This is a genomic window from Nocardiopsis sp. iso_25 (assembly GCF_056173305.1).
Window position 1 is genome coordinate 1,104,235 of the sequence record NZ_CM149667.1, and the last position, 23,183, is coordinate 1,127,417.

General features: G+C 74.3%; 17 protein-coding genes. 10 read left to right on the forward strand and 7 right to left on the reverse strand.

Going from position 1 to position 23,183, the window contains the following annotated elements; all coding sequences use genetic code 11:
- Positions 1 to 393: 393 nt before the first annotated feature.
- Both AC0VX6_RS05010 and AC0VX6_RS05015 read left to right on the forward strand, forming a co-directional pair.
- A complete protein-coding gene (locus tag AC0VX6_RS05010; RefSeq protein ID WP_475467498.1) occupies positions 394 to 2,130 on the forward strand; it encodes an amidohydrolase in 1,737 nt (578 codons plus the stop codon).
- A gap of 6 nt (positions 2,131 to 2,136) precedes the next feature.
- A complete protein-coding gene (locus AC0VX6_RS05015; protein ID WP_274976403.1) occupies positions 2,137 to 2,907 on the forward strand; it encodes a M48 family metallopeptidase in 771 nt (256 codons plus the stop codon).
- Positions 2,908 to 2,947: 40 nt separating this feature from the next.
- Here AC0VX6_RS05015 and AC0VX6_RS05020 read toward each other — a convergent pair whose 3' ends face one another.
- Positions 2,948 to 5,239, reverse strand: coding sequence for an elongation factor G-like protein EF-G2 (locus tag AC0VX6_RS05020; protein ID WP_475467499.1), 2,292 nt, complete (start codon positions 5,237 to 5,239; stop codon positions 2,948 to 2,950).
- Between the two features lie 193 nt (positions 5,240 to 5,432).
- On the opposite strand from AC0VX6_RS05020, the gene AC0VX6_RS05025 reads away from it, so the two are divergent.
- From AC0VX6_RS05025 to AC0VX6_RS05035, 3 genes are read left to right on the forward strand one after another with little or no spacing between them, the layout of a single operon-like run.
- Positions 5,433 to 7,013 carry a CPBP family intramembrane glutamic endopeptidase gene (locus AC0VX6_RS05025; protein WP_475467501.1) on the forward strand — a complete coding sequence of 527 codons (1,581 nt, stop codon included), beginning with the start codon at positions 5,433 to 5,435 and terminating at the stop codon, positions 7,011 to 7,013.
- A 17-nt stretch (positions 7,014 to 7,030) separates the two neighbouring features.
- Positions 7,031 to 7,834, forward strand: a complete 804-nt coding sequence (locus AC0VX6_RS05030) for an alpha/beta hydrolase (protein WP_475467502.1) — start codon at positions 7,031 to 7,033, stop codon at positions 7,832 to 7,834.
- 56 nt (positions 7,835 to 7,890) lie between these two features.
- Positions 7,891 to 9,285, forward strand: coding sequence for an MFS transporter (locus tag AC0VX6_RS05035; protein WP_274976407.1), 1,395 nt, complete (start codon positions 7,891 to 7,893; stop codon positions 9,283 to 9,285).
- Here the strand turns inward: AC0VX6_RS05035 and AC0VX6_RS05040 are convergent.
- The 3 genes from AC0VX6_RS05040 to AC0VX6_RS05050 all read right to left on the reverse strand — a co-directional run bounded on the left by AC0VX6_RS05040 (position 9,282) and on the right by AC0VX6_RS05050 (position 11,943).
- On the reverse strand, positions 9,282 to 10,250 hold the full coding sequence (locus AC0VX6_RS05040) for a coiled-coil domain-containing protein (RefSeq protein ID WP_475467503.1): 969 nt from the start codon (positions 10,248 to 10,250) through the stop codon (positions 9,282 to 9,284). The two genes, AC0VX6_RS05035 and AC0VX6_RS05040, sit on opposite strands and share 4 nt — an antisense overlap.
- Positions 10,251 to 10,493: 243 nt before the next feature.
- Positions 10,494 to 11,048, reverse strand: coding sequence for a peptide deformylase (gene def, locus AC0VX6_RS05045; protein WP_274976409.1), 555 nt, complete (start codon positions 11,046 to 11,048; stop codon positions 10,494 to 10,496).
- Between the two features lie 79 nt (positions 11,049 to 11,127).
- Positions 11,128 to 11,943, reverse strand: coding sequence for a nucleotidyltransferase domain-containing protein (locus AC0VX6_RS05050; RefSeq protein WP_274976410.1), 816 nt, complete (start codon positions 11,941 to 11,943; stop codon positions 11,128 to 11,130).
- Positions 11,944 to 12,822: 879 nt separating this feature from the next.
- On the opposite strand from AC0VX6_RS05050, the gene AC0VX6_RS05055 reads away from it, so the two are divergent.
- A complete protein-coding gene (locus tag AC0VX6_RS05055; protein WP_274976411.1) occupies positions 12,823 to 13,500 on the forward strand; it encodes a sirohydrochlorin chelatase in 678 nt (225 codons plus the stop codon).
- A 367-nt stretch (positions 13,501 to 13,867) separates the two neighbouring features.
- Entirely contained in the window at positions 13,868 to 14,797 is a 930-nt protein-coding gene (locus tag AC0VX6_RS05060; RefSeq protein ID WP_274976412.1) for an aminoglycoside phosphotransferase family protein, read from the forward strand.
- A 51-nt stretch (positions 14,798 to 14,848) separates the two neighbouring features.
- Here the strand turns inward: AC0VX6_RS05060 and AC0VX6_RS05065 are convergent, their stop codons facing one another.
- Together AC0VX6_RS05065 and AC0VX6_RS05070 are read right to left on the reverse strand one after the other, a co-directional pair.
- Positions 14,849 to 15,544, reverse strand: coding sequence for a response regulator (locus tag AC0VX6_RS05065; protein ID WP_274976413.1), 696 nt, complete (start codon positions 15,542 to 15,544; stop codon positions 14,849 to 14,851).
- Complete coding sequence (locus AC0VX6_RS05070; protein ID WP_274976414.1) at positions 15,525 to 18,077, reverse strand: ATP-binding protein; 2,553 nt, start codon at positions 18,075 to 18,077, stop codon at positions 15,525 to 15,527. Before AC0VX6_RS05070 ends, AC0VX6_RS05065 begins: the two co-directional genes overlap by 20 nt.
- Positions 18,078 to 18,307: 230 nt before the next feature.
- On the opposite strand from AC0VX6_RS05070, the gene AC0VX6_RS05075 reads away from it, so the two are divergent.
- Positions 18,308 to 19,162 carry a hypothetical protein gene (locus tag AC0VX6_RS05075; protein WP_475467504.1) on the forward strand — a complete coding sequence of 285 codons (855 nt, stop codon included), beginning with the start codon at positions 18,308 to 18,310 and terminating at the stop codon, positions 19,160 to 19,162.
- Positions 19,163 to 19,212: 50 nt separating this feature from the next.
- On the opposite strand, the gene AC0VX6_RS05080 is transcribed toward AC0VX6_RS05075, so the two are convergent.
- Complete coding sequence (locus AC0VX6_RS05080; RefSeq protein ID WP_475467506.1) at positions 19,213 to 20,823, reverse strand: FAD-binding oxidoreductase; 1,611 nt, start codon at positions 20,821 to 20,823, stop codon at positions 19,213 to 19,215.
- A gap of 17 nt (positions 20,824 to 20,840) precedes the next feature.
- Here AC0VX6_RS05080 and AC0VX6_RS05085 point away from each other — a divergent pair, with 17 nt between their 5' ends.
- Both AC0VX6_RS05085 and AC0VX6_RS05090 read left to right on the forward strand, forming a co-directional pair.
- Entirely contained in the window at positions 20,841 to 21,443 is a 603-nt protein-coding gene (locus tag AC0VX6_RS05085; protein WP_274976417.1) for a TetR/AcrR family transcriptional regulator, read from the forward strand.
- Positions 21,440 to 22,975 carry a glycerol-3-phosphate dehydrogenase/oxidase gene (locus AC0VX6_RS05090; protein WP_475467508.1) on the forward strand — a complete coding sequence of 512 codons (1,536 nt, stop codon included), beginning with the start codon at positions 21,440 to 21,442 and terminating at the stop codon, positions 22,973 to 22,975. Before AC0VX6_RS05085 ends, AC0VX6_RS05090 begins: the two co-directional genes overlap by 4 nt.
- The last annotated feature ends 208 nt before the right edge of the window (positions 22,976 to 23,183 follow it).

Here is a 23,183-nt window from a genome sequence, read left to right on the forward strand (position 1 = left end):
AACGCGGGTGGCGCGGTGCCGCGTGGGGCGCGAGGGGGACACCGTAAGGTCGGATGAATGAACATGTGCTGCGTTACCTTACTGTGATGTAGCAAAGTATGCCAGCGGTTCTCCGGAGATCGGTGGAAAGTCGCCGGAGTCCTGCCTCGGTTGAGGTGAGGGTGGGGCTCGTGAAACATGTGTGACGCGAGCGGCTCGGCCGGGAGTAGCTTTCCGTGTGCAGACACTAACCCATCCGCGCCACCGTCTTCTACGGAGGGTGACAGGCCGAGTCTGCTCCGGGCCCGGCCCGCGGAGGTCACGCGGCTGACTGTGTGGCCGCGGCGGACGCGCCGCTAGGCTGCTCTCGTCAGACGGGCGGTTCCGACCCGGTCGATAATACGGAAGAAGGCGGTGGAAGCCGTGCCGCACGCGGTGGACCCCAACCGTGCCGCTCAGCACGGGAACGTGGTCATGCGACTCCTCGACGAGCTCTTCCCGCTCGTGGAGGGGTTCTACGTCGACCTGCACAAGAACCCCGAGCTCTCCCACGCCGAGCACCGCACCGCCAGCGGTGTCGCCGAGTGGCTCACCCGGACCGGTTACGAGGTCCACAAGGGCGTCGGGGGAACCGGCGTGGTCGGCATCCTGCGCAACGGGCCGGGGCCCACGGTGATGCTGCGCGCCGACATGGACGCGCTCCCGCTGGAGGAGAAGACCGGGCTGCCCTACGCCAGCACCGCCCGCGCCGCCAACGACGAGGGCGCCGAGGTCCCCGTCATGCACGCCTGCGGGCACGACGCCCACACCGCGTGCCTGGTGGGCGCCGCCGACCTGCTCTCGGAGACCCGCGACGAGTGGGCCGGGACCGTGATGGTCGTCGCCCAGCCGGGCGAGGAGGCCCTCGACGGGGCGCAGGCCATGCTGGAGGACGGGCTGTTCGACCGCTTCGGCCGCCCCGACGTCATCCTCGGCCAGCACCTGGGCCCGCAGCCCGCCGGACTGATCTCCCACCGCGCCGGGGTCATCCTCGGCGCCTCCAACTCCTACCGCGTGCGCGTGTACGGGGAGGGGGGCCACGCCTCCCAGCCGAACACGACCGTGGACCCGGTCCTCATCGCGGCGAGCATCGTCACCCGCCTCCAGGGCGTGGTCTCCCGCGAGGTCAGCCCGAGCGAGATGGCGGTGCTCACCGTCGGCAGGATCCAGGCGGGGACCAAGGCCAACATCATCCCCGACGAGGCCTACCTGGAGATCAACACCCGGGCCCTCAACGACAACGTGTCCGCCCAGCTCGAAGCGGCCATCGAGCGGATCGTGCGCGCCGAGGCCGCCGCCTCCGGAGCCGCCCGCGAGCCCGAGATCGAGCGCTTCCAGGGCGCGGGCGTCACCCGCAACGACCCCCAGAGCACCGCCGACGTGGCCGCCGCGCACCACGCCTACTTCGGTGACGAGTACGTCATCCACCTGCCCGACCCGTTCCCGGCGACCGAGGACTTCGGCTACTTCGGCCTGCCCGGCGACCCGCAGCCGATCCCGTACGTGTTCTGGTTCGTCGGCGCCACCCCCCACGACGTGTGGGAGTCCGCCCCCGGCGACACCCCGTACGAGAAGATGGGCAACGTCCCCAGCACCCACTCGCCGTTCTTCGCGCCCGCCCGGGAGCCCACCCTGCGCGCCGGGCTGGCCGCGATCACCGTGGCCGCGCTGTCCTACCTGGGCGACGACAGCCCGAAGGCGGCGGCCGGGGACGCGCCCAACGACGCCTACGACAGCGCCTACCTCGCCTCGTCCTGGCCCGCGCCGGACGAGGACCGGGCGCAGACGGCCTGGCCGGCCCCGGACGAGGAGCGGGCGCAGACCGCCTGGCCCGCTCCAGAGGAGGACCGGCCCCGGTCCCCGTGGCCCGCGCCGGACGAGGACCGGGCCAAGTCCACCCACGAGGCCGACATGGACTCCGTGATGGAGGCCCAGGACGAGGAGCACCGCCAGGAGTGGCGCGACGGCAAGACCGAGGAGTCCACGCTGTCCGCGGACATGGCCGCGCTGCTGGAGGAGGACGACCGGCCGCGCCCGCCGTCCGGCCCCTCCTACGGGGGTCCGCCCCCGCCCCCCGACGATGACCGTCCCGGCTCCGAGTACCGCTTCTGACCACGGATGGGGGAACGCCGGCTGCGCCATCCCCGGGAGATCCCCCTCCTGGCCGTGTGCGTGGGGGTGACCCTGCTCGCCGTGGTGGGCGCGGTCAGCCGCGCCTACTCGGGTGAGCCCAACCAGCCGCTGCTCCTGCTGAGCATCCCCGCGCTCGTGTACTTCGTGCGCGGGCAGCTCTACGCGCGCCAGCGGGTCAACGGGGTGCGCATCACCGAGCACCAGTTCCCCGAGGCGTACCGGATGGTCGCCGAGGCCGCCGCCGCGTTCCGCATGAAGCGGGTGCCCGAGGCCTACGTCGTGCTGGGCAACGGCGAGCTCAACGCGTTCGCCTCCGGGCACGGCTTCCGGCGCTACGTGGCCGTCACCAGCGACCTGTTCGAGGTGGGCGACCGCCTGGCCGACAACGACACGCTGCGGTTCGTGATCGGCCACGAGGTCGGTCACATCGCGGCGGGCCACACGTCGTTCTGGCGCCAGTTCGGGATCTCGGTGGCCAACGTGATCCCCGGCGTGGGCACCAGCCTGAGCCGCGCGCAGGAGTACACCGCGGACAACCACGCCCACGCGTTCTGCCCCGAGGGCATGCAGGGGCTGCGGGTGCTCGCCGCGGGCAAGTACCTGTACCCGGCCGTGGACTTCTACGACATCGCCGCCCGCGCCCGCACCGACACGGGCTTCTTCGTGCTGCTGGTCAACCTCCTGTCCAGCCACCCCGTGAACACGTTCCGCTTCGCCGCCCTGGCCGACCGCACCAGACCGGGAAGGGTCTTCTAGGGGCGGTCCGCCCCCGTGCGGGGCCGGGGCCGTCCTCGCCTCACCGGCCGGCCAGCCGCGCCGCCGCCTGCGCGGGCAGCGGCTCGTGCCGCGCGTACTCCCGGCTGAACACGCCCGTGCCGTGCGAGATCGACCGCAGCTCAACCGCGTACCGGACGATCTCCAGCTCCGGCACCTCCGCGCGCACCACCGCCCGGCCGCCCCGCACCGACTCGGTCCCCACCACCCGGCCGCGCCGGGCCGACAGGTCGCTCAGCACCGCGCCCAGGTAGGCGTCGTCCACCTCCACGGACACCTCGTCCACCGGTTCGAGCACCGCCAGCCGCCCCGCGGCCGCCGCGTCCCTGAGCGCCAGCCGCCCCGCCTTCTGGAAGGCCGTGTCCGAGGAGTCCACCGAGTGCGCCTTGCCGTCGTAGAGCGTCACCCGGATGTCCACCAGCGGGTACCCCGCCCCGGGGTCCGCTCCGTCCCCCGACCCAGCGCCGCCCCTCGCACCGGCCACCGTCCCGACGCCGTCCGCCATCTGCGCGCGCACGCCCTTCTCCACGGACAGGACGAACTGTCGGGGCACCACCCCGCCCACGATCTCGTCGACGAACTCCAGGCCCGCGCCGGACTCCAGCGGCTCCACGCGGATCCGGCAGACACCGAACTCCCCGTGCCCGCCGCTCTGCTTCACGTTCCTCCCGGTGCCCTGCGCCGGAACCGCGAAGGTCTCCCGCAGCGGCACGCGCACCTCCCCGGTGCGGACCCGCACCCCGTGGCGGTGCTCCAACCGGTCCAGCGCGGCGTCCAGGTGCGCCTCGCCCAGGCTCCACAGCACCATCTGGTGGGTCTCGGCGTTCACCTCCACCCGCAGGGACGGGTCCTCCGCCACCAGCCGGGCCACCGCGTGCGACAGCTTGTCCTCGTCCCCCGGGGACGCCGCGCTCACCGCCACCGGCAGCAGCGGACGCGGGAAGCGCCACGGCGCCACGCGCACCGGCCGCTCCGGCTCGGAGAGTGTGTCTCCGGTGCGGGCGTCGGGCAGCTTCGCCACCAGGCACAGGTCTCCGGCGACCGCTTGGCCCACCGGCCGGTTCTCGCGGCCCAGCGGCACGGACAGCGGTCCCGTGCGCTCGTCGTTGCCCGTTCGGTCCAGCTCGTCCTGGCCGGTCAGCCCGCACGGGACCCCGTGGCCGTGCAGGTGGACCCGGGTGTCGGGGCGCAGGGTCCCCGAGAGGACGCGCACCAGGCTCACCCGGCCCACGTACGGGTCCACGGCGGTGCTGAGGACCTGCGCCACGAGAGGGCCGTCCGGATCGCAGGACAGCCCCGCCACCGGTCCGCCCTCCGGTGTGAAGGTCTCGGGAAACGGGCGCCGGGTCGGGTCCGGGCACGAGAGCGGCAGTTCGCGCAGCAGTTCGCGCACACCCACCCCGGTCGTGGTGCTGATCGCCAGGACGGGATGGAAGCCGCCCGCGGCGACCGCTTTCTGGAGGTCGTCGATGAGCAGGTCGGGGTCGAGTTCGCCGCCCTCCACGTAGCGCTCCATGAGGACCTCGTCCCCGCTCTCGGTGATGACCTCCTCGACGAGGGTCTCCCGGAGCGGTCCCGCCGCCTCGCGCAGCCAGTCCGGCACCGGACGCGCCGAGGGGGCGGACCCGGGTCCGCCCCCTCCGGAGTGGCCGGAACGCTGCGCGCGCTCGGAGCCGTCGGCGCCGTCGGAACCGCCGGAGTAGTCGTAGTACCGCTCGGAGACCAGCCCCCACACGCCGACCACGCGGCGCTCGTCCCCCGTGCCCTCCACGGCCGGGACGTAGGCGGGGTGCACGCCCGGGCCGAACGCCTCCCGGCACTGGGCGACCACCTCGTCGTAGTCCGCGCGCGGGTGGTCGATCCTGGTGACGGCCACCGCCCGGGGCATGCCGACGGCGGCGCACTCCTCCCACAGCACGCGGGTGCGGCCGTCCACGCCCTCCAGGGCGGACACGACGAACAGTGCGGCGTCGGCCCCGCGCAGTCCGGCGCGCATCGCGCCGATGAAGTCCGCGTACCCGGGGGTGTCCAGCAGGTTGACCTTGGCGTCGCCGACCATGACCGGGTTGACGGTGAGGTCGACCGACCGCCCCTGCCGGATCTCGACCTCGTCGTGGTCGCTGGCGGTCGTGCCCTCCTCGACGCTGCCGGGGCGACCGATCTCCCCGGCGGCGGCGAGCAGCGCCTCGACCAGGCTCGTCTTTCCGGCGCCGGACGGTCCGACCAGCGCGATGTTGCGGATGCCGCGGGGCCCGTCGGCCCTCGGTACGGCTCCGGCTGGGGCTCCGGTTCCGTTGACGTTGCGATCTGCCATCCCTGTTACCCAGCCCTTCGTGGTCCGAGCGGTGGCCGCACGGGAACGGGCGACCCGTCCATGCTGTGACCTGTGTCACTTCTACGGTCGCCCTTCTCGGGCCGCACGGCAAGAGGTGGTCAGGAGCGGGAGTGGTCGTGGGTGAGATACGGCATGTGCACTATGACTTGTTTCGGACCCCTACTATTGCCCCGTGCCATGGTCGGAGTCTCTCCCTCAGTTCAGCCTCGCCGGGACCGTTCTGACGGTCCTGCTGCTCCTCTTCGCGGCCCTCGGCGAACCCCTCCTCGGCAGGAGGGCGTTCACGTGGCTGTCCCGTAGGCGCGACGGCGACGCGCGCGCCCTCACGCTCCTGCACGCCGTCACCATGGGCGTCCACGTGCTGTGGGGCCTGGTGGTCTTCGGGGTGCTGCTGCTCTCGCCGGACCTGGTCGCCGCGGACCTGGGCCTGCGCCTGCCCGAGGCGTGGGGGCCGATCGCGGGCGGCGCCGTCGGCGGCCTGCTCGCCCTCACGGTGTTCTGGCTTCTGGTCAACGGCCTTCCGAAGGGGCCCGGGCGCTCCGGCCGTGGTCGCGGCCGCGGCAGGTCGGCGCGCGGCAGGCGCGACCAGGGCGGGAGCGCCCGCGGACGGCGCTCCTCCGCACCGCTCAGCCTTCCCGAACCCGAGCGCGACCGGGGGCTGCTCGCACCGCGCACCACCGCCGAACGGGCGATGGCCGCCGGAGTGGCCGTCACCGGGGGCGTGTTCGGGGAACTGCTCTACCGGGGCCTGTTCATCCTCCTGGTCGCCAGCATGGGCGTGCCGCTGTGGGTCGCCGCCGTGCTGTCGGTGCTGCTGTTCTCCGTCGCGCACCTCTACCAGGGCTGGTGGGGCCTGGTCAGCGCCGGTGCGTCCGGCGCCCTCTTCACCGTCCTGTACCTGGGGACCGGAAGCGTCTGGGTGCCGGTCCTGGTCCACGTGGCGCTCAACCTGCGCTCCCTGGTCTTCCCGCCCGCCGACGTCCGCGAGGCGGGGGAGCGGGAGCGGTACGAGGAGGACGGGGACCCCGAGGCCTACGACGAGTACGGCGAGTACGGCGAGTACGAGGAGCACGGCCACGGGGACGGACCCGCCACCGGGGAGCCGCCGCTGACCGCCGTGGAGGAGGACGGGGGCGCGGACACGGCGATGCCGCCCGTGCCGCCGGGCACGGGGACCCCCGCCCACGGGACCCCGTCCCACGGAGCCGTGTCGGGTTACGGTGACACCCCTGGTCACGGTGGCCCCCCGGTCTACGGGGGTCTCCCGGACCAGGGCGATCCCTACACACGTGGCGCCTCCTACGGCCACAGCGGTTCCCACAGCCACAGCGGGCACTCTGCTTACGGGGACCTCCCGGCCCAGAGCAGGGACTTCGGCCCCAGCGACCCCTACAGCAACAGCGGTCCCCACAGCCACGGCGGCACCTTCCAGCAGGACCTGTACAGCGGTCTGTCCACCGCGGGACCCTCCTCCGGCTACGGCGACCGCTTCGGCGGCGGTGACCCGGTCGGCTACGGCGGCCACCGCCCGGACGCCCCGTCCTCCGACGCCCCGCTGTACCCCGGCTCCTTCCGCCACGAACCCCTCCCCTCCCACCGGGCGCCGGGAGACCCCTCCCGCGAGGGCCTCCCGGGCGGCGACCGCCGCGGGGAGGACCCCGCGCAACGCCGCCTGTACCCCGACGAGTGGATCGACCGCCGTTACGGTGACGAAAACACCACACCGGGGTCCGACCCCGACCGCTGGAGCTGATCGGGCACGATAGTGGGGTGTCCGACGCCATTGACCACCCGCGCGCCCAACCCCGTGAACACCGCTACCGGCTGACCACCTCCGACGGGGTCGGCATCGACGCCGTGCTCCTGCGCGGCGCCGGGTCCCGCACCACCGCCGTGATCCTCGCCAACGGGTTCACCGGGACCCACCGCAACCCGAGCACGCGTGCCGTCGCCGAAGCGCTGCTCCCGTTCGGCGACGTGATGACCTTCGACTTCCGCGGCCACCACGGCTCCGGCGGGCTCAGCACCGTCGGCAACGCGGAGATCCACGACCTGGAGGCGGTCGCCGTCCGCCTGCGCGAACTCGGCTACACCTCCCTCTCGACCGTGGGGTTCTCGATGGGCGCGGCCGTCGCGATCCGGCACGCCGCCATCTACGGCGGAATGGACGCGGTGGTCTCGGTCAGCGGTCCCAGCCGCTGGTACTACAGGGGGACGCGCGCCATGCGGCTGCTCCACCTGGGCATCGGCCGCAGAGCGGGGCGCCTGTTCCTGCGCGGCTTCCGCAAGGTCAGGGTCGTCGACAAGGAGTGGGACCCCGTACCCGCCGAACCCCGGGAGATCGTCGGGAAGGTCTCCCCGACGCCTCTGCTGGTCGTGCACGGCGACTCCGACGCCTACTTCCCCGTCTCCCACGCCACCGCCATCCACGACGCCGCCAGGGAGCCGCGCGACCTGTGGATCATCCCGGGCATGGGGCACGCCGAACGCGCCGTGACCCCGGAGCTGAGCGCGCGCGTCCGCGACTGGCTCACGGAGAGGGTCGGCGGCGGGAACGCCCGCGCGGGCGGCTGATCAGGGCGGATCGGCACCGCGTCGACAGGTGTGCGCATGTCGGCTAGAAAGGACGGATGATCCGATCTCGTTCGTCCTCACCCGGGAACGGAACACCGTCGGAGGCGGCCCCCACCGGGGCGGCGGCCGACGGCAGCGGTACCACCGGCACCACCCCGCCCGCCCTCCCCGGTCTGCGCGGACGGGGCTTCGCCCTGCTCATCGCGGCGACCGCGGTCGGCCTCTGCGGCTTCGCCGCCGTCCTGCCCCTGGTCCCCCTGTGGGCCACCCGGGGCGGCGCGGGGGAGTTCGGCGCCGGGAGCACCACCGCCGTCTTCATGCTCACCACCGTGCTCACCCAGCTCGCCATGCCCTGGCTGCTGGAGAGGGGCGGCTACCGCTGGGCGTTCCCGGTGGGCGCCCTGGTGATGGGACTGCCCACCCCGCTGTTCGCCCTGACCGCCGACCTGGGCCCGCTGGTGGCCGTCTCGGCGGTGCGCGGCGTTGGCTTCGGCATGGTCAGCGTCGCCGGAACCGTGCTCGCCGCCCGCCTGGTCCCGCACCACCAGGTCGGCCGGGCCACCGGCTACTACGGGCTGGCGGTCGGCCTGCCGCAGGTGCTCATCCTGCCCGGCGGCGTGGCGCTGGCCCTCAACGTCGGCTTCGACACCGCGTTCTGGCTCACCGGTCTGTGCTCGGTCCTGGGCGGGGCCCTGGCCTGGGGCATCTGGTACGCCGACGGCGGCCGCAACCGGGCGGCGCTGCGGAGCACGGTCCGGACCGCCGCCCCCGCCCCGGCCGGTGATCCCGCCGCGGACGCGTCCGCGGGCCGCCCGCTGCTGCGGGCGCTGGCGGCGCCGCTGGTGCTCATGCTGCTGACCGCCTCGTCGGCCAGCGCGATCATCACCTTCCTGGCCATCCCCCTGGAGCGGGCGGCGTGGCTGGTGGGCGGCGCCCTGGCCGCCTACGCGCTGGCGGTGGTGGCGGGCCGGTGGACCGCCGGGATGCTGCACGACCGCCACCGGCGCACCCTCCTGCTGCTGCCGGGCATGGTCGGCGCTGTCGCGGGAATGGCCCTGGTCACCGCCGCGCTGTGGTCGGTCGGGGACGCGCCGGGCACCGGGACGGCGCTGCTGGTGCTCCTGGGATCGGCCGTGTTCGGCCTCGGCTTCGGCGCGGTCCAGAACGAGACCGTCACCCTCATGCTGAACCGCGCCGGTCCGGCCGGGTACGGCCGGGCCAGCGCGGTGTGGAACATCGGCTACGACGCGGGTTCGGGAGCCGGGGCGGTGGTCCTGGGACTGCTGATCCAGCTGACCGGGTACGGGCCCGCGTTCGCGGTCACGGCCGTGGCGCTGCTGGCCTCGGTGCCGCTCGCCCTCGGCGGGCGCGCGGGGCGCCGGGACCGCGCGCGCGGCCGAGCCCGCCGCTCCGGCGGGGCGCCTCAGGGGCGGCCCGCCCCGGACGGCTAGTACGACGAGATGTGCACGTGGTCGTAGTGGTTCTGGGTGTTGTCGCCCCGGTCCTCCATCCACTTCCACTGACGGGACGCGGAGTGCCAGATCTGCTGCTCCCAGATGATGTACTTGATGCCCAGCCGGTCGGCGTTGTCGATCCCGTACTGGGAGATCTGCGAGCCCAGGGACTGGTTGGCGGCCGAGGGCAGCGCGCCGCCCGCGCTCATCATGAAGTCGCAGGCCCGTCCCACGCCGTGGTCGTCTGCGCTGGAGCGCAGGCAGCCGACCGGGTAGGGGGCGCCGAAGTTCTGCACGATCTCGTCGCGGATGGCCGCCATGCGCGGCGTGGCCCCGTCCCAGCCCCAGCCCTGCGCGCTGGCCGGGATGCTGCCGTCGCCCGGGGTCTCGGGGATCTGCTCCGCCTCGTACTCCTCGATCCTGGCCTCGACCTCTTCGCGCTCCTCCTCCAGCGTCTCGACGAGCTCCTCGGCCTCGGCCAGCTCGGTCTGGAGCTCCTCGTTGACCAGGGCGGCCTCGTCCCGCGTCTGGATGAGGTCGTAGATCTGCTCGGACTGGCTCTGCCCGAGGTAGTTCAGCGTCGCGGCGTCGGCGAACATGCTCTCGGGGTCGCTGGAGAAGATCACCTGGAACGCCGGGTCGAGGCCGCCGCCGCTCTTGTACTGGGTGGAGGCGATGGTGGACACACCGCTCCGGGAGGCCTCCAGACGCCCCTCGACCTCCTCCAGGTCCTCCTCGGCCTTCTCCACGCGGTCCTTGATCTCGTTGAACTGGAGGAGTTCGCCGTCGTAGCTCTCCTCCAGCTCCTCGGCCCGCCGGTTCAGTTCGTCGATGTCCACGTCGTCGTTGTCCGGCTCCGCCAGCGCCGTCCCGGGCAGGGCGACCAGCAGGGCCGCCGCCAGGGCGGCGAGGGACAGGGCGGCGCGCCTGCCGCGCGCGGATGAGGGAGGAGTGGGTGTCATGTCTGCTCCGAGGATGGTCCGAGCGCATCCGGTTGGCCTGCGGCGTGTGAAGGGGGGAGCCTCGGCGACGGGAGATGCTCAGCAGACCATACGAGATCTTGGCGTTACATGCCTAGTGCGTTACTCACGTGACTTGGGAGACTGCGCGGGGATGTGTCCGAAGATACCCGCAGCCGGGGACCGGACCGACCCCCGGCCGACCGTTCCGGCTCCGGGCCCACCGGAGGCGGCGCCGGGAGCCGCTCAGCCCGCGCCGCCGAAGGCGCTGGGCAGTTGGACGCCCGCGGGCTCGGGGGGCTCGGGGGGCATGAACCAGTCCGAGCGGCGGATGTCGCGCAGGGCCTGTTTGCGCGTCTGCGGGGCCAGGCGCTCGATGTAGACCATGCCGTCGAGGTGGTCGGTCTCGTGCTGGAGGCAGCGGGCCATCAGCCCCGTGCCCTCCACGGTGACCGGCTCGTTGCGCAGGTCCACCCCCGTGACGACGGCGCGCTCGGCCCGGGTGGCGGGGTACCACAGCCGGGGGACCGACAGGCAGCCCTCGTCGCCCTCCTGGACCTCCTCCGACAGCTCGGCGATCCTCGGGTTGATCACGTAGCCGATCCGGCCCTCGACGTTGTAGCTGAACACGCGCAGGCCCACGCCGATCTGGTTGGCGGCCAGACCCGCCCGCCCGGGGGCCTCGACCGTCTCCAGGAGGTCGTCCACCAGCGCCCGGGTGTGCTTGTCGAAGCGGGTGACGGGTGTGGTGGGCGTGACGAGGACGGGGTCGCCGAAACGGACGATGGGGCGCATGGTCATGTGCCCCAGGGTAGTCGGGAGCGTGCTCCCGGCGGTACGGAAGCGGAGGATCCGGACCCCGCGGGCCGCTCCGAGCGGCTCAGGCCGCGGCCAGGCCGGGGCGCAGGGAGTCGTCCAGCACCATCTCGATGTAGTCCAGGGCGGCCCTGCGCCGGGCCAGCGCGCTCTCGTACAGGGAGGGCGCGCTGGTGTTGCGCCGCACGCGCAGGCACTCGTTGACGATGCGCTGCCACCGGTCGGGGAAGGCGTGCAGGGCGTAGGCGCCCGCGCCGGTCTTGGAGGTGATCTCCCCGGTCTTGAGGGTGAAGTGCAGGCGGCTCACGCTCAGCACGCTCCAGGAGGGCGCCAGGGAGCCCAGGACGGCCAGGCCGCGCGGCGTGACCAGACGGCCCGCCTTCTCGCGCCAGCGGCGCCACTGCTCGTCCAGGGAGCCCAGCGACCAGGCGCGCAGGCTCTCGGGCTCGTCCCACACGTCCAGTTCGAGCGGGTGCGGGCCGCGCACGGTCACGCCGTGCTCGGCGAGGATGTGCCACGTGACGGGGTTGACGTCGGCGCTGGCCCGGTTGCGGAACCGGCCGCCGATCACCGAGGCGACCGGGCCGCAGGCCGCGGGGTCGCGGGTGAGGTCGTCCCAGGTGACGTGGATGCCGTTGAACTGGGGTCCGGTGGCGGCGGCGCGGGTGCGCGCGTGGACGCGTCGCAGCAGCTCCAGTTCGCGCCTGCCGGGCGTGTGGCCGGTGACGATCACGAAGTCGACGTCGCTGGTGTGCGGGCGGAAGTCGCCGAGGGCGACCGAACCGGTCAGGTAGAGGCCTTCGACCAGGCCGGGGGCCTCCTGGTCGGCGTGCGCGAGAAAGGTCTGGGCCAGCGTCTGCACCCGAGGGTGGACGGCCATGCTCACTCCAGTCTGGATGGTTCGGTGCGGATCTTGGGGGCGCGCTCCGTCCGGAGGTGGGGAGTCCGGTCGGGCGGCGGCCCGAAGGGTTCCCGCGGCGTGTGCCGCCTGCGGGTACGCGCTCCATCGGTACCAAGTGTGAGCGGGCCGAGGGGGTCATGGCAAGTGATGGCGCCGGACCCGCATCCTGTCCCCCCACGTCAGGTGGTGTGCGGCTATGGGGGCTTGGGGGAGCGCACACCCTTGACAGTGGGCGGTGCGATGTGCAAGGGGGCCTCTCGCGCGTGCGGGGCGGTCCGGCCCCGCCCGGGCGGGGCGCGGCGTCGTGGCGCGACGGCCGGGGCCGCCGGGCGGGAACGGGCGCCGGCGGAAAACGGCGTGCTCCGAAGGCGGGGAAAATCCGCGTCCCCTCAGGCAGGAAGGCCGCCGCACATTCCGCCGCACGTGCATCCGCACCTGACGAATGCATGAGAAAAGCTTTGCTGGGTATTTCTCTAGAGAGGTCGGGGCGAAAACGACTATTCGTCCGCCGGGGAATGGGTGTGGTGTCCGCCATGTCCCGCCGGGGGCCGGTTCCGGGGCGGGAAGGAAGGAGCGGTTCGTCGGGGCAGGTGGGAGTGGTCGCCTCTCTCGGTTCCAAGGATAGCCCCCTTCGTCCTCCCGAACCCGTGAGTCCTACACCACTCTCCGCGGAAGTGGACACGCCCCGTTTTTTCGGCGATTGTTATGGTTCACGCAGACCCCCGGTGGTCATAACCACCACAGCCATTGTTCGCTTTTTTCCTCCGCGTAACACCGCACAACCCCCGTGAAACTGAGCCGCTTTACGCTCGGCGGGCAAGGGCAGTTCCCCCCGCAGATGTACCGAAGGAGACGTGCATGGTCCCGACGATGGTCCTCGTAGCCGACGACTCGCGTGACACCCACCGCCGGGACGCCCTGTGGGGCCTGGCCGAAGCGGTGGCGAGCAGGGGAGAGGTGCCGGTGACCCCGGCCTTCGGCAGCCCCGACGACGTCGCCGCCACCGTCCACTCCGTCCGGGGGCCCAAGGTGGTCGTCCCCGCCTTCGTCGCGGGCGGCGACGTCGCCAGCGCCCACATGCTCACCCGGCTCGACCTCGGCCGTATGAGCGATGCCTGCCAGACCCCGCCCCTGGGAGCGGTCCCGTCGATCGTGGCCGACCTGGCCGGGCGGCTGGCCGACTCCGGCTGGGGCTCCTCCGACGGCGTGGTGCTGGCCGCCGACGGCACCACCGGCACCGAGGAGCGCCAGGTCGTCATGGACGTGGCGCGCATGCTCAGCCGCCGCCTCGACTCCCCGGTCCAGGTGGGCTACCTGCGCACCTGGGCGCCCTCGGTGGTCGACGCCGTCGACCGGCTGCGCCGCCACGGCCAGGACAACGTCGCCGTCGCCGCGTGGAGACTCGTGGACGGCCCCGACTTCGACCTGCTGCGCGGCCTGGACGTCACCGCGATCACCGAGCCCCTGTGGCCCTCCGAGCTGGTCGTGGACACCCTCCTCGCCCAGCACCGGGCGGTCAGGGGGCGCCTGGCCTGAGACCGCGGTCCCCGACGAGACGACACCGAGGGCGACAACGTCCACCACGCGGGTGATCGGCGGGGTTCGGTGCGCCGTGGCGCCGTTACCGGGAGCGCGCGGATGGGTAAGGGGCAAACGGGCGGGAACTCCCCGCACCCACAAACACGGCATCCGTACCGCGCCGCCTCCCGCACGGCGCGGCAGCGACCGGACGCGACTCCTCCGGCGGCCCCCTTCTCCCCCCGTCGGCGCGGAGGTTCCCCCGCGACCGGTCCGGGACCCGAACAGAGCCAGTGCGCCGCGGACCGTGCGCTCCGCGGCTCCGCCGACCCGTGAGGGGCCCGCCCCGAACCGTCATCGACGCGAGCGAACCTAAGGTGGATGTATGAGTGACGTCACAGCGCAGTTCGTCGATGACCGGCAGCGTCGGCGTCTGGAACGGCGCTTCGGCAGCCACGTCGGCGAGTGGCTGACCGAACTCCCGGGGATCGTCTCCGGGCTCGCCTCCGAGTGGGGGCTGACCGTCGAGGGCCCGGCCCCCCACGGCCGGACCTCCGTCGTGGTCTGCGTCGTGCGCCCGGACGGCGACCGCGCGGTCCTCAAGCTCTCCCCGGACACCGGCCTGGCCGCGTCCGAGGCACGGACGCTGCGGATGTGGGAGACCTCCGGGCGCGTGCCCCGGGTGTGGGAGGTCGACAACGCCCGCGGGGCCATCCTCATGGAGTGGATCGACGGGGACACCGTCGTGGAGGGCGGGAAAGTGCCGCCGATGGAGAGCGTCGGCGCGCTCGTCTCCCAGCTCCACTCCGTCGAGGTGCCCCGGCGCGAGCTGCTCGAACTGCGCCCGCTGACCTCGCGGGTGCAGTTCATCTTCGACCTGTGGAACCGCGAGCGCGCCGAGGGGCCCGCCGCCGAGGTGGTGTCCGCGTCCGCCATGCACCAGGGCTTCTGCCGGGCCCGCGACCTGGCCAACGGCACGGTGGACGTCGTGCCCGTCCACGGCGACCTGCACCCGGGCAACGTCATCGACGGCGGCCGGCGCGGCCTGGTGGCCGTCGACCCGCGCGCCTGCCTGGGCGACGCCGCGGTCGACGCCGTGGACTGGGCCCTGTGGAAGGCCACCAGCCTGCCGGAGGTGGTGCAGCGCGTGGACGTGCTCTCCGGTGTCCTGGGTGTGGACGGCGACCGGATGATGGCGTGGGCGCGCGCGTTCGCGCCCTGCCTGGCGGTGGCCAAGGCCAACCGCGGCCACGGCGGCACCGACGAGTTCGACATGCTCATCGAGCTCTCGGAGGGGGAGGCCTTCGTCCTGTGACCCGTGCCGGACGGCCCCTGCGGCCGGCCGTCCCGGCACGCGCCGACGGGTTCAGCCCCCCGGCTGGGCCGAGCCGGCCCTCTCGAAGCGGTAGCCCCGGCCCGCCTCCGTGATCAGGTAACGCGGGCACGCCGGGTCGGGCTCCAGCTTGCGGCGCAACTGCGCCATGTACACCCGCAGGTAGTTGGTCTCGCTCTGGTAGGCCGGGCCCCACACGTCGTGCAGCAGTTGGCGCTGGCTGACCAGTTGGCCCGCGTGCCGGGCCAGGATCTCCAGGATGTGCCACTCCGTCGGGGTGAGCCGGACCTCCTCGCCCTCCCGCAGCACCCGTTTGGCGCCCAGGTCCACGGTGAAGGAGGGCGTGCGCACCACCGGGGCCTCGTCCACGCGCAACGACCGCCGCTCCGCCGCGCGCATGCGGGCGAGCAGCTCGTCCATCCCGAACGGTTTGGTGACGTAGTCGTCGGCGCCCGAGTCCAGGCAGCGCACCTTCTCCCCGGCCGAGTGCCGCGCCGACAGCACGATGATCGGCACCTGCGACCACCCGCGCAGCCGCTGTATGACCTCCATGCCCTCCATGTCGGGCAGCCCCAGGTCGAGCAGGACCACGTCGGGGTGGTTGTCCGCGGCCAGCCTCAGCGCGGACGCCCCGTCGGCCGCGGTGTCCACGTCGTGCCCGCGCGCCCGCAGGTTGATCCGCATGGCCCGGATGATCTGCATGTCGTCGTCAACGACCAGGACCCGCATCGGTCCCCTCCCCGTCTCCGGTGTCCGTCTCGCTCTTCTCCACAGCACGGAGCGTGAACACCATGGTCAGGCCGCCACCGGGCGTGTCCTCGGGGTCGAGCCTGCCGTGCATCGCCTCAACGAAACCACGTGCGACCGCCAGGCCCAGACCCACCCCCGTGCCCTGGGGGGCGTCGCCCAGGCGCTGGAAGGCCTCGAACATGCGCTGTTTGCCCTCGTCGGAGACCCCGGGCCCGCGGTCCACCACGCGCAGCTGGACGCTGTCGCCGTGCGCGCTCGCCGAGACCAGCACCGGCAGGCGCGGGTCCGGGTTGTACCGGACCGCGTTGGAGACCACGTTGGCCACCGCCCGCTCCAGCAGCCCGGCGTCGGCGCGGACGCGGGGCAGGCGGTCGGGCACGTCCACCACGACCGCCTCGTGCGGCAGGCCCAGCAGGGTGACGGGCACGACCTCCTCCAGGCCCACCGCGCGGAGTTTGGGGCGCACGTTGTCGGTGTGCACCCGGCTCATGTCCAGCAGGTTGTCGATCAGCCGGTTGAGCCGGTCGGTGGACTCCTCCACCGTCTCCAGCAGGTCCTCGCGGTCCTCCTCGGTGAGGGTGATGTCGGTGGCGCGCAGGCTCGACAGGCTCGCCTTGATCGAGGTCAGCGGGGTGCGCAGGTCGTGCGAGACCGCGGCCAGCAGCGCCGTGCGGATGCGGTTGCCCGCCACCTGGCCGCGCGCCTCGGCCGCGTCCCACTCCAGCCTCTGGTGCTCCAGGGCGATGCCGATGTGCGCGGCGAAGGCCCGCAGCACGCCCCGGTCGGCGGCGGGCAGCACCCGGCCGCGCAGCGCCAGCGCCAGGTTGTCGGAGATCGAGACCAGGACGTCGGACTCCTCGGGGGACTCGCACGCCGGGGCGCCGACGCTGTGCGCCGCCCGCCACCGTTCGTCGTCCAGCCGCTCCAGCAGGGTCGCCGACCGCTGCCCGAAGGTCTCCCGGATCCGCCGCAGCAGGGCCTGGAGGGGCTCCTTGCCCGCCAGGACGCTGCTGGCCAGCAGCGTCACCGCGTCGGCCTCGGCCCGGGCGCGCGCGGCCTGCGCCGACCGGCGCGCCGCCATCTCCACCACGATCGCCACCAGTGCCCCCACCAGGGCGAACGCGGTCAGCGCCAGTATGTTGTCCAGCGACACCGGAGGGCGCCCGTGCAGCGGGGACAGCAGCACGGTGAGCAGCACCGCGCTCCACAGCGCCGACACCAGGGCGGGGCGCAGGCCGCCCACCGCCGCGGTGGCCACGGTGGCCAGCAGCAGGAGCATCGCGTCCGAGGCCGCGCCCACGTCCTCGAACAGGGGCAGCGCCATCACCAGCGACAGCAGGGTGGGCGCCAGCAGCGCCAGCGACCAGCCGGTCACCCGGCGGTGCTCGCCCAGCCCCCGGCCGGGCGGCGGCAGCGGCCACCGGCCGCTGCCCACCCGCTCGTGGGTGACGATGTGCACGTCGATGTCCCCGGAGTCGCGCGCCACGATCGCCCCGACCCCGGGGCCGAACACGTACTGCCAGGTGCGGCGGCGCGAGGACCCCAGCACGATCTGGGTGGCCTGCACGCCCCGCGCGAACTCCAGCAGCCCGGTCGGAACGTCGTTGCCGACCACCTGGTGGTAGGTGCCGCCCAGCTCCACGAGCAGCCTGCGCTGCCGCAGCAGGTCGTCGGTGGGCGCCTGCGCCATGCCGTTGGGCGGCACCACGTGCACCGCCAGCAGGTGGCTGGGCTGGGGGTGCCCGCCCCGCGAACGGTCGGCCACGCGGGCGGCCCGCCGGATCAGCGTCTCGCCCTCGGGGCCGCCGGTGAGCGCCACCACGACCCGCTCCCGGGCCTCCCAGGTCCGCCGGATCTCGTGCTCGCCGCGGTAGCGGGCCAGGCTCTCCTCCACCCGGTCCGCGGTCCACAGCAGCGCCAGCTCGCGCAGCGCCGCCAGGTTGCCCTCCCGGTAGTAGTCGGCCAGGGCCGCGTCCACGCTCTCGGCCGGGTGGATGTCGCCGCGCGCCATCCTGCGGCGCAGCTCCTGGGGGGTGACGTCCACGAGTTCGACCTCCGCGGCGCGGCGCACCACGTGGTCGGGGACGGTCTGCCGGGGGCGCACGCCGGTGATCTGGTGGACCACGTCGTTGAGGGACTCCAGGTGGTGGATGCCCACGGTGGACAGCACGTCGACGCCCGCCTCCAGCAGTTCCTCCACGTCCTGCCAGCGGGTGGGGTTGGGCGAGCCGGGCGGGTTGGCGCGGGCGAGGTCGTCGACCAGCGCCGTCCGCGGAGCGCGCGCGATCACGGCCGCGGTGTCCACCGAGCCGGACGGCAGCGGTGGAACCCGCTCCAGGCCCTCCAGGAGCGCGGAGGTCCGTGCCCGGCGGTGGGTGTGGGCGGCGGCGACCACGACGTCGGTGCCGCGCTCGGACCGGCGGCGGGCCTCGGCCAGGGCGTTGTGCGTGGTGCCGACGCCGGGGGCCGATCCCAGGTAGATGCGGAGCTTTCCTCGTGCCACGGCATCCATTGTCGGGGCAGGGGAGGGCCGCCGCGGCCGGTTCGGGCCACGGGGCGGGCCGGTTGCGGCCTCGGGCATGACGCGGCGGCCCCGGTTGGCGATACTGGTGGTGACATCCCGGCGCACCCGCCCGGGCGCCCCGCGGGGGCGGGGCGGTGCCCGGCCGCCGCGCGCGGCCGACGAGCATTGGTGAGGAGGCGCGGCGTCCGTCCGCCGGACGGGCCGACGCCGCGGAGCCGATGACCTATCCCCCCGACGACGGTTCTTTCCCCGGTCCCCCCGGCGGGGAGCCCTTCCCCGGACAGCCGGGACAGCCCCCTCCGGGACCGCGGCCCCGGCCGGTCTATCCCGGGCAGCCGCAGCCCGGCCCGGGGCCCACGGGAGGCTTCCCGGGGCCGCCGCTGCCGCCGGTTCCCGGCACCCCGGGGCGGCCCGGCCCGCCCCGGCGCCCCCGCAGGGGCCTGCTCGTCGGCGGCGCCGCCGCGGCGGTCCTGCTGGCGGTCTCCCTCGGCGTCGTGGTGTGGAACATCGCCGACGGCCGCCCCTACGCGGAACTGCCCGGCTGCGGACGGCTGCTGCCCGCCGAGCTGGTGGACTCCGTGCCCGGCACCGAGAGCCCCCGAGCCGAGGGCGAGTACGTCGCCGCCGAGGACGGCGAACTGGGGTACCTGGACGAGGAGGGCCTCCTCGGCTACCTCAGCTGCAGCGTCGGGAACGTCGACGGCTACCCCGTACACGTCATCGTCTCCCTCTTCGACTACGAGGACGGAGGGGAGACCGTCGATAGGCTCCACGGGGACCTGGAGGACGAACTCCGGGACCGCGAGGCGGGACACCACGCGCAGGAGACGGCGGTCCTGGACTGGCGTCCCGTGTCCGCGGGCGACACCGGGTACGCGGTCCTCGTCGAGGGCGACGAGCACAGCGACGCGGACGCCTACGGCGTGGTGTTCTTCGCCACCGTCAACGTGACGGTCTCGGTCTCCTACACCGTCGGCGGCGACGGCGTCGGCGAGGCCGGGGCGCTGGACTTCCTCGCCGACTTCGCCGGACGGGTGGAGCGCCAGCTCTCCCGCGAGGGGGAACGGGCCTGACGCCCGCCCGGGGGCGGTCGCCCGCCCCCGGGTCCCGGGCGCGGGGCGTCCTACGGGGCGGGTATGAGCTTGCCCGGGTTCAGGATCCCCTCCGGGTCCAGCGCGGCCTTGACCGCGCGCAGCACCTCCCCGCCCAGGGGGCCGATCTCCGCGGCCATCCACGGCAGGTGGTCGGTCCCCACCGCGTGGTGGTGGGTGATCGTTCCGCCGTTGGCGGCGATCGCCTCCGAGGCGGCCCGCTTGGCCCGTCCCCAGCGCTCCAGCGGCGCGGCCCCGGCCGCCGTCACCACCGTGAAGTACAGCGAGGCGCCCGTGGGGTAGGTGTGCGACACGTGGCACATCACCACGGCGCCGCCCTCCCCGTCATCCAGCGCCCCGGTGAGCGCGCCGGAGACCGCCGCGTACAGCGGGAGCAGGCCGCTCCACGGGGCGGCGGTCTCCAGGGTCTCGGCCAGCACCCCGGCCGACAGCAGGGAGTCGCGCAGGTAGGGCGCGGAGAACCGGTTGTCCCGCCAGTGCGCCACCGGCCCGGGCCCCAGCGGGGTGCCGCCCGCCCCGGCCACGGCCTCACGCGCCGCGGCCGCGCGGACCCCCACCTCGGCGCCGGTGCCCTCGAAGCCCAGGACCGCCTGGCAGCCGGGCGCGGCCTCGCGCCCTCCCATCGCCGCTCCGACGAAGGTCTCCGCCTCGTCCAGGACCCGCGCCATGGTCGGCCGGATCCCGGACTGGGCCAGGGTCCGCAGCGCGTCCACGCCCGTGGCGAAGTCGGGGAAGGACCACGCCTCGTCCAGCACGCGCTCGGGGCGGCGGCGGATCCGCAGCCCCACCTCGGTGATCACGCCCAGCGTCCCCTCCGAGCCCAGCAGCAGGCGGCCCAAATCCGGCCCGGCCGCCGAGGCGGGCGGGCCGCCCGTGTCCAGGGTGCCGCGCGGGGTGGCCGCGCGCAGCGAGACCACCATGTCCTCGAAGCGGCCGTACCCGGAGGAGGCCTGCCCGCTGGAACGTGTGGCCGCGTATCCGCCGACGCTCGCGTACTCGTAGCTCTGCGGCAGGTGCCCGAGCGTGCACCCGTGCTCGGCCAGCAGCGCCTCGGCGCGCGGGGTGCGCACTCCCGCTCCCAGGACAGCGGTCATGGACTCGGTGTCCACCGACACCAGCCGGTCCAGGCGGCGCAGGTCCAGGCTGACCACGGCGCGCAGGCCGCCGCGCAGGGGCGCGACCCCGCCCACCACGCTGGTGCCGCCGCCGAAGGGCACCACGGCCACGCGCTCGGCCGAGCACACCTCCAGGACGCGCCGTACCTGGTCGTGGTCGGCGGGGTACAGGACGGCGTCCGGCGCGGGGTCGGCCCTGCCCGCGCGGCGCAGCAGCAGGTCGGGGGTGCTCTTGCCGCCGCTGTGGCGCAGCCGGGCGGCGTCCCCGTCGTCCAGGTGGTCGGGCCCGACCACACCGGCGAGCAGTCCGCGCAGCCGCCCGTCCAGCCGCGAGGGGGGCAGCTCCACCCGCTCCTCGGGGGCGGGGGGCAGGTCCGCCAGAGGGGCCCGCAGCACCTGGGAGACCAGCTCGCGCAGGCCGGGGTCCAGAGCACGCGCCCGGGCGGGGTCGCCCCACGCGAACCAGCTCATCTCGGGCGCCGCCCCGGGGGAGGTGTCGTCAGTCATGCTCTACAGTTTTACATATGGCGTCAATACGTAACGTTGAAGACCGTATCCTGGACGCGGCCCGCGCCTGCGTCGAGGCCTTCGGGGTGCGCCGCACCACCCTGACCGACGTGGCGCGCCGCGCCGGGGTGAGCCGCCCCACCGTGTACCGGCGATGGCCCGACGCGACCGCGCTCGTGGCCGACCTGCTCACCCGGGAGCTGCGGCGCATCCTCGCGGACCAGGGGGAGGGCCCCGGCGGGCCCGCCGGGGAGGACGTGCGCGCCCGGCTGGTCCGGCACGCGGCCGGGGTCGCCCGCGCTCTGCTCGCCCACCCGCTGTTCGTCCGGATCGTGGACACCGAGCCCGAGCTCCTGGCCACCTACACCTTCCAGCGGCTGGGCACCAGCCACCGCGCGGCCCTCGAACTGGTCGAGCCGGTCGTGGCCGAGGGCCAGCGCGACGGGTCGGTGCGCGCGGGGGATCCCGCGGTGCTGGCCCGCCTCGTGCTGGTCACGGTCCAGGGCACGGTCACCTCCCGCCGCCTGTTCGCCGACGTCACCGACGAGTCCGGCCTCGTCGACGAGCTCGCCGCCCTCCTGGACGGCTACCTCCGCCCGCCGAACCGGGAGAGCCCATGAACCCCGCGGTCCGTACCTCCTCCTCCCTCAACGCCGCCCGGCGCGCGGCCGACCTCGCCGCGCTGGAACACGACCCCCGGATCGACCTCCTCGTCGTCGGCGGGGGAGTGACGGGCGCCGGAGTCGCGCTCGACGCCGCCGCGCGCGGCCTGTCCACCGCCCTGGTCGAACGCCACGACCTGGCCTTCGGCACCAGCCGCTGGAGCTCCAAGCTGGTCCACGGCGGCCTGCGCTACCTGGCCAGGGGACAGGTCGCCATCGCCTACGAGAGCGCCCGCGAGCGCGACGTCCTCATGCGGGTCACCGCGCCCCACCTGGTGCGGCCCCTGCCCATGGTCGTCCCCGTCCACCGGGGGACCGGGCTCGCGCGCGCCCTGTTCGTCCGCGCCGGGGCCGGGGCGGGCGACCTGCTGCGGATCATGGCCGGGACCCCCGGCGGCGTGCTGCCCCGGCCCCGCGTGGTCGGCCCGCGCCAGACCCTGCGCCTGCTCCCGGGCGTCGCGCGGCGGGGGCTCCTCGGCGGCGTCGTGTCCTTCGACGGCCAGCTCGTGGACGACGCCCGCCTCGTGGTGGCCCTGGCCCGCACCGCCGCCCGCGAGGGCGCCCGTATCCTCACCCGCTGCTCGGCCGAGAGCCTGGCCGCCGACGGCGCCGTGCTGCGCGACGGGGTGACGGGCCGGATCGTCCCCGTGCGCCCGCGCGCGATCGTCAACGCCACCGGGGTCCACGCCGACCGGCTCGACCCCCATGTGCGGCTGAGCCCCAGCCGGGGCAGCCACCTGGTGCTCGACGGCGCCGCCCTGGGCCGCCCCCGGGCCGCGCTCACCGTGCCGATCGACGGCAGCGCCAGCCGCTTCGTGTTCGCCCTGCCCCAGCCGGACGGCCGGGTCCTGGCCGGGCTCACCGACGAACCCGTGGACGGCCCCGTGCCGGACGTGCCCGAGGCGCCCGACAGCGACGTGGACTTCCTGCTGGGCCAGTTCAACCGGGCCCTGGAGACCCGCCTGGCGCGCGCCGACGTCCTGGGCGCCTTCGCCGGGCTGCGCCCGCTGGTGCACGGGGCCGGGGAAAGCGCCGACCTGTCCCGCGAGCACGCCGTCACGGTCGCTCCGAACGGCACCGTCACCGTGGTCGGCGGCAAGCTCACCACCTACCGCGCCATGGCCGAGCAGGCCGTCGACACCGCCGTGCGCTCCCGCGGGCTGTCCGCGGGCCCCTGCCGGACCCGCGCGCTGCCCCTGGTCGGCGCCGCCCCGCGCGAGGAACTGGACGCCGTGGCCGCCCCGCGCCGCCTGGTGGCCAGGTACGGCACCGAGGCGGCCGCCGTGCTGGCCGAGGCCGACGCCGCCCCGGAGCTGCTCGCCCCCCTCGTCCGCCGGGTCACCGGGGCCGAACTCCGCTTCGGGGTGCGCCACGAGGGGGCCATGGACGCCGCTGACCTGCTGGACCGCCGCACGAGGGTCGGGCTCGTCCCCGCCGAGCGCTCCGCGGCCGAGGCCGCCGCGCGGGAGGCGCTCAAGGCCGTGGGCTGAACGGCGGGCCGGGTCGGGGGGAGACGGGCCGGAGAACGCGCGGGATTTCGGGGACTCACCACACCCGCATCCCCTGTCCCACAGGGTTCTGATCGCGTAAGGTCGTAGCCGTTCCCGCCGCCCCTCCCCCGAAGGCGGTTCCAGAACGCTCCCGCAGCCGCCCCCTTCCCCCGGTTCGCCTGCCCACTGAACCGCCCCGCCGAAGGAG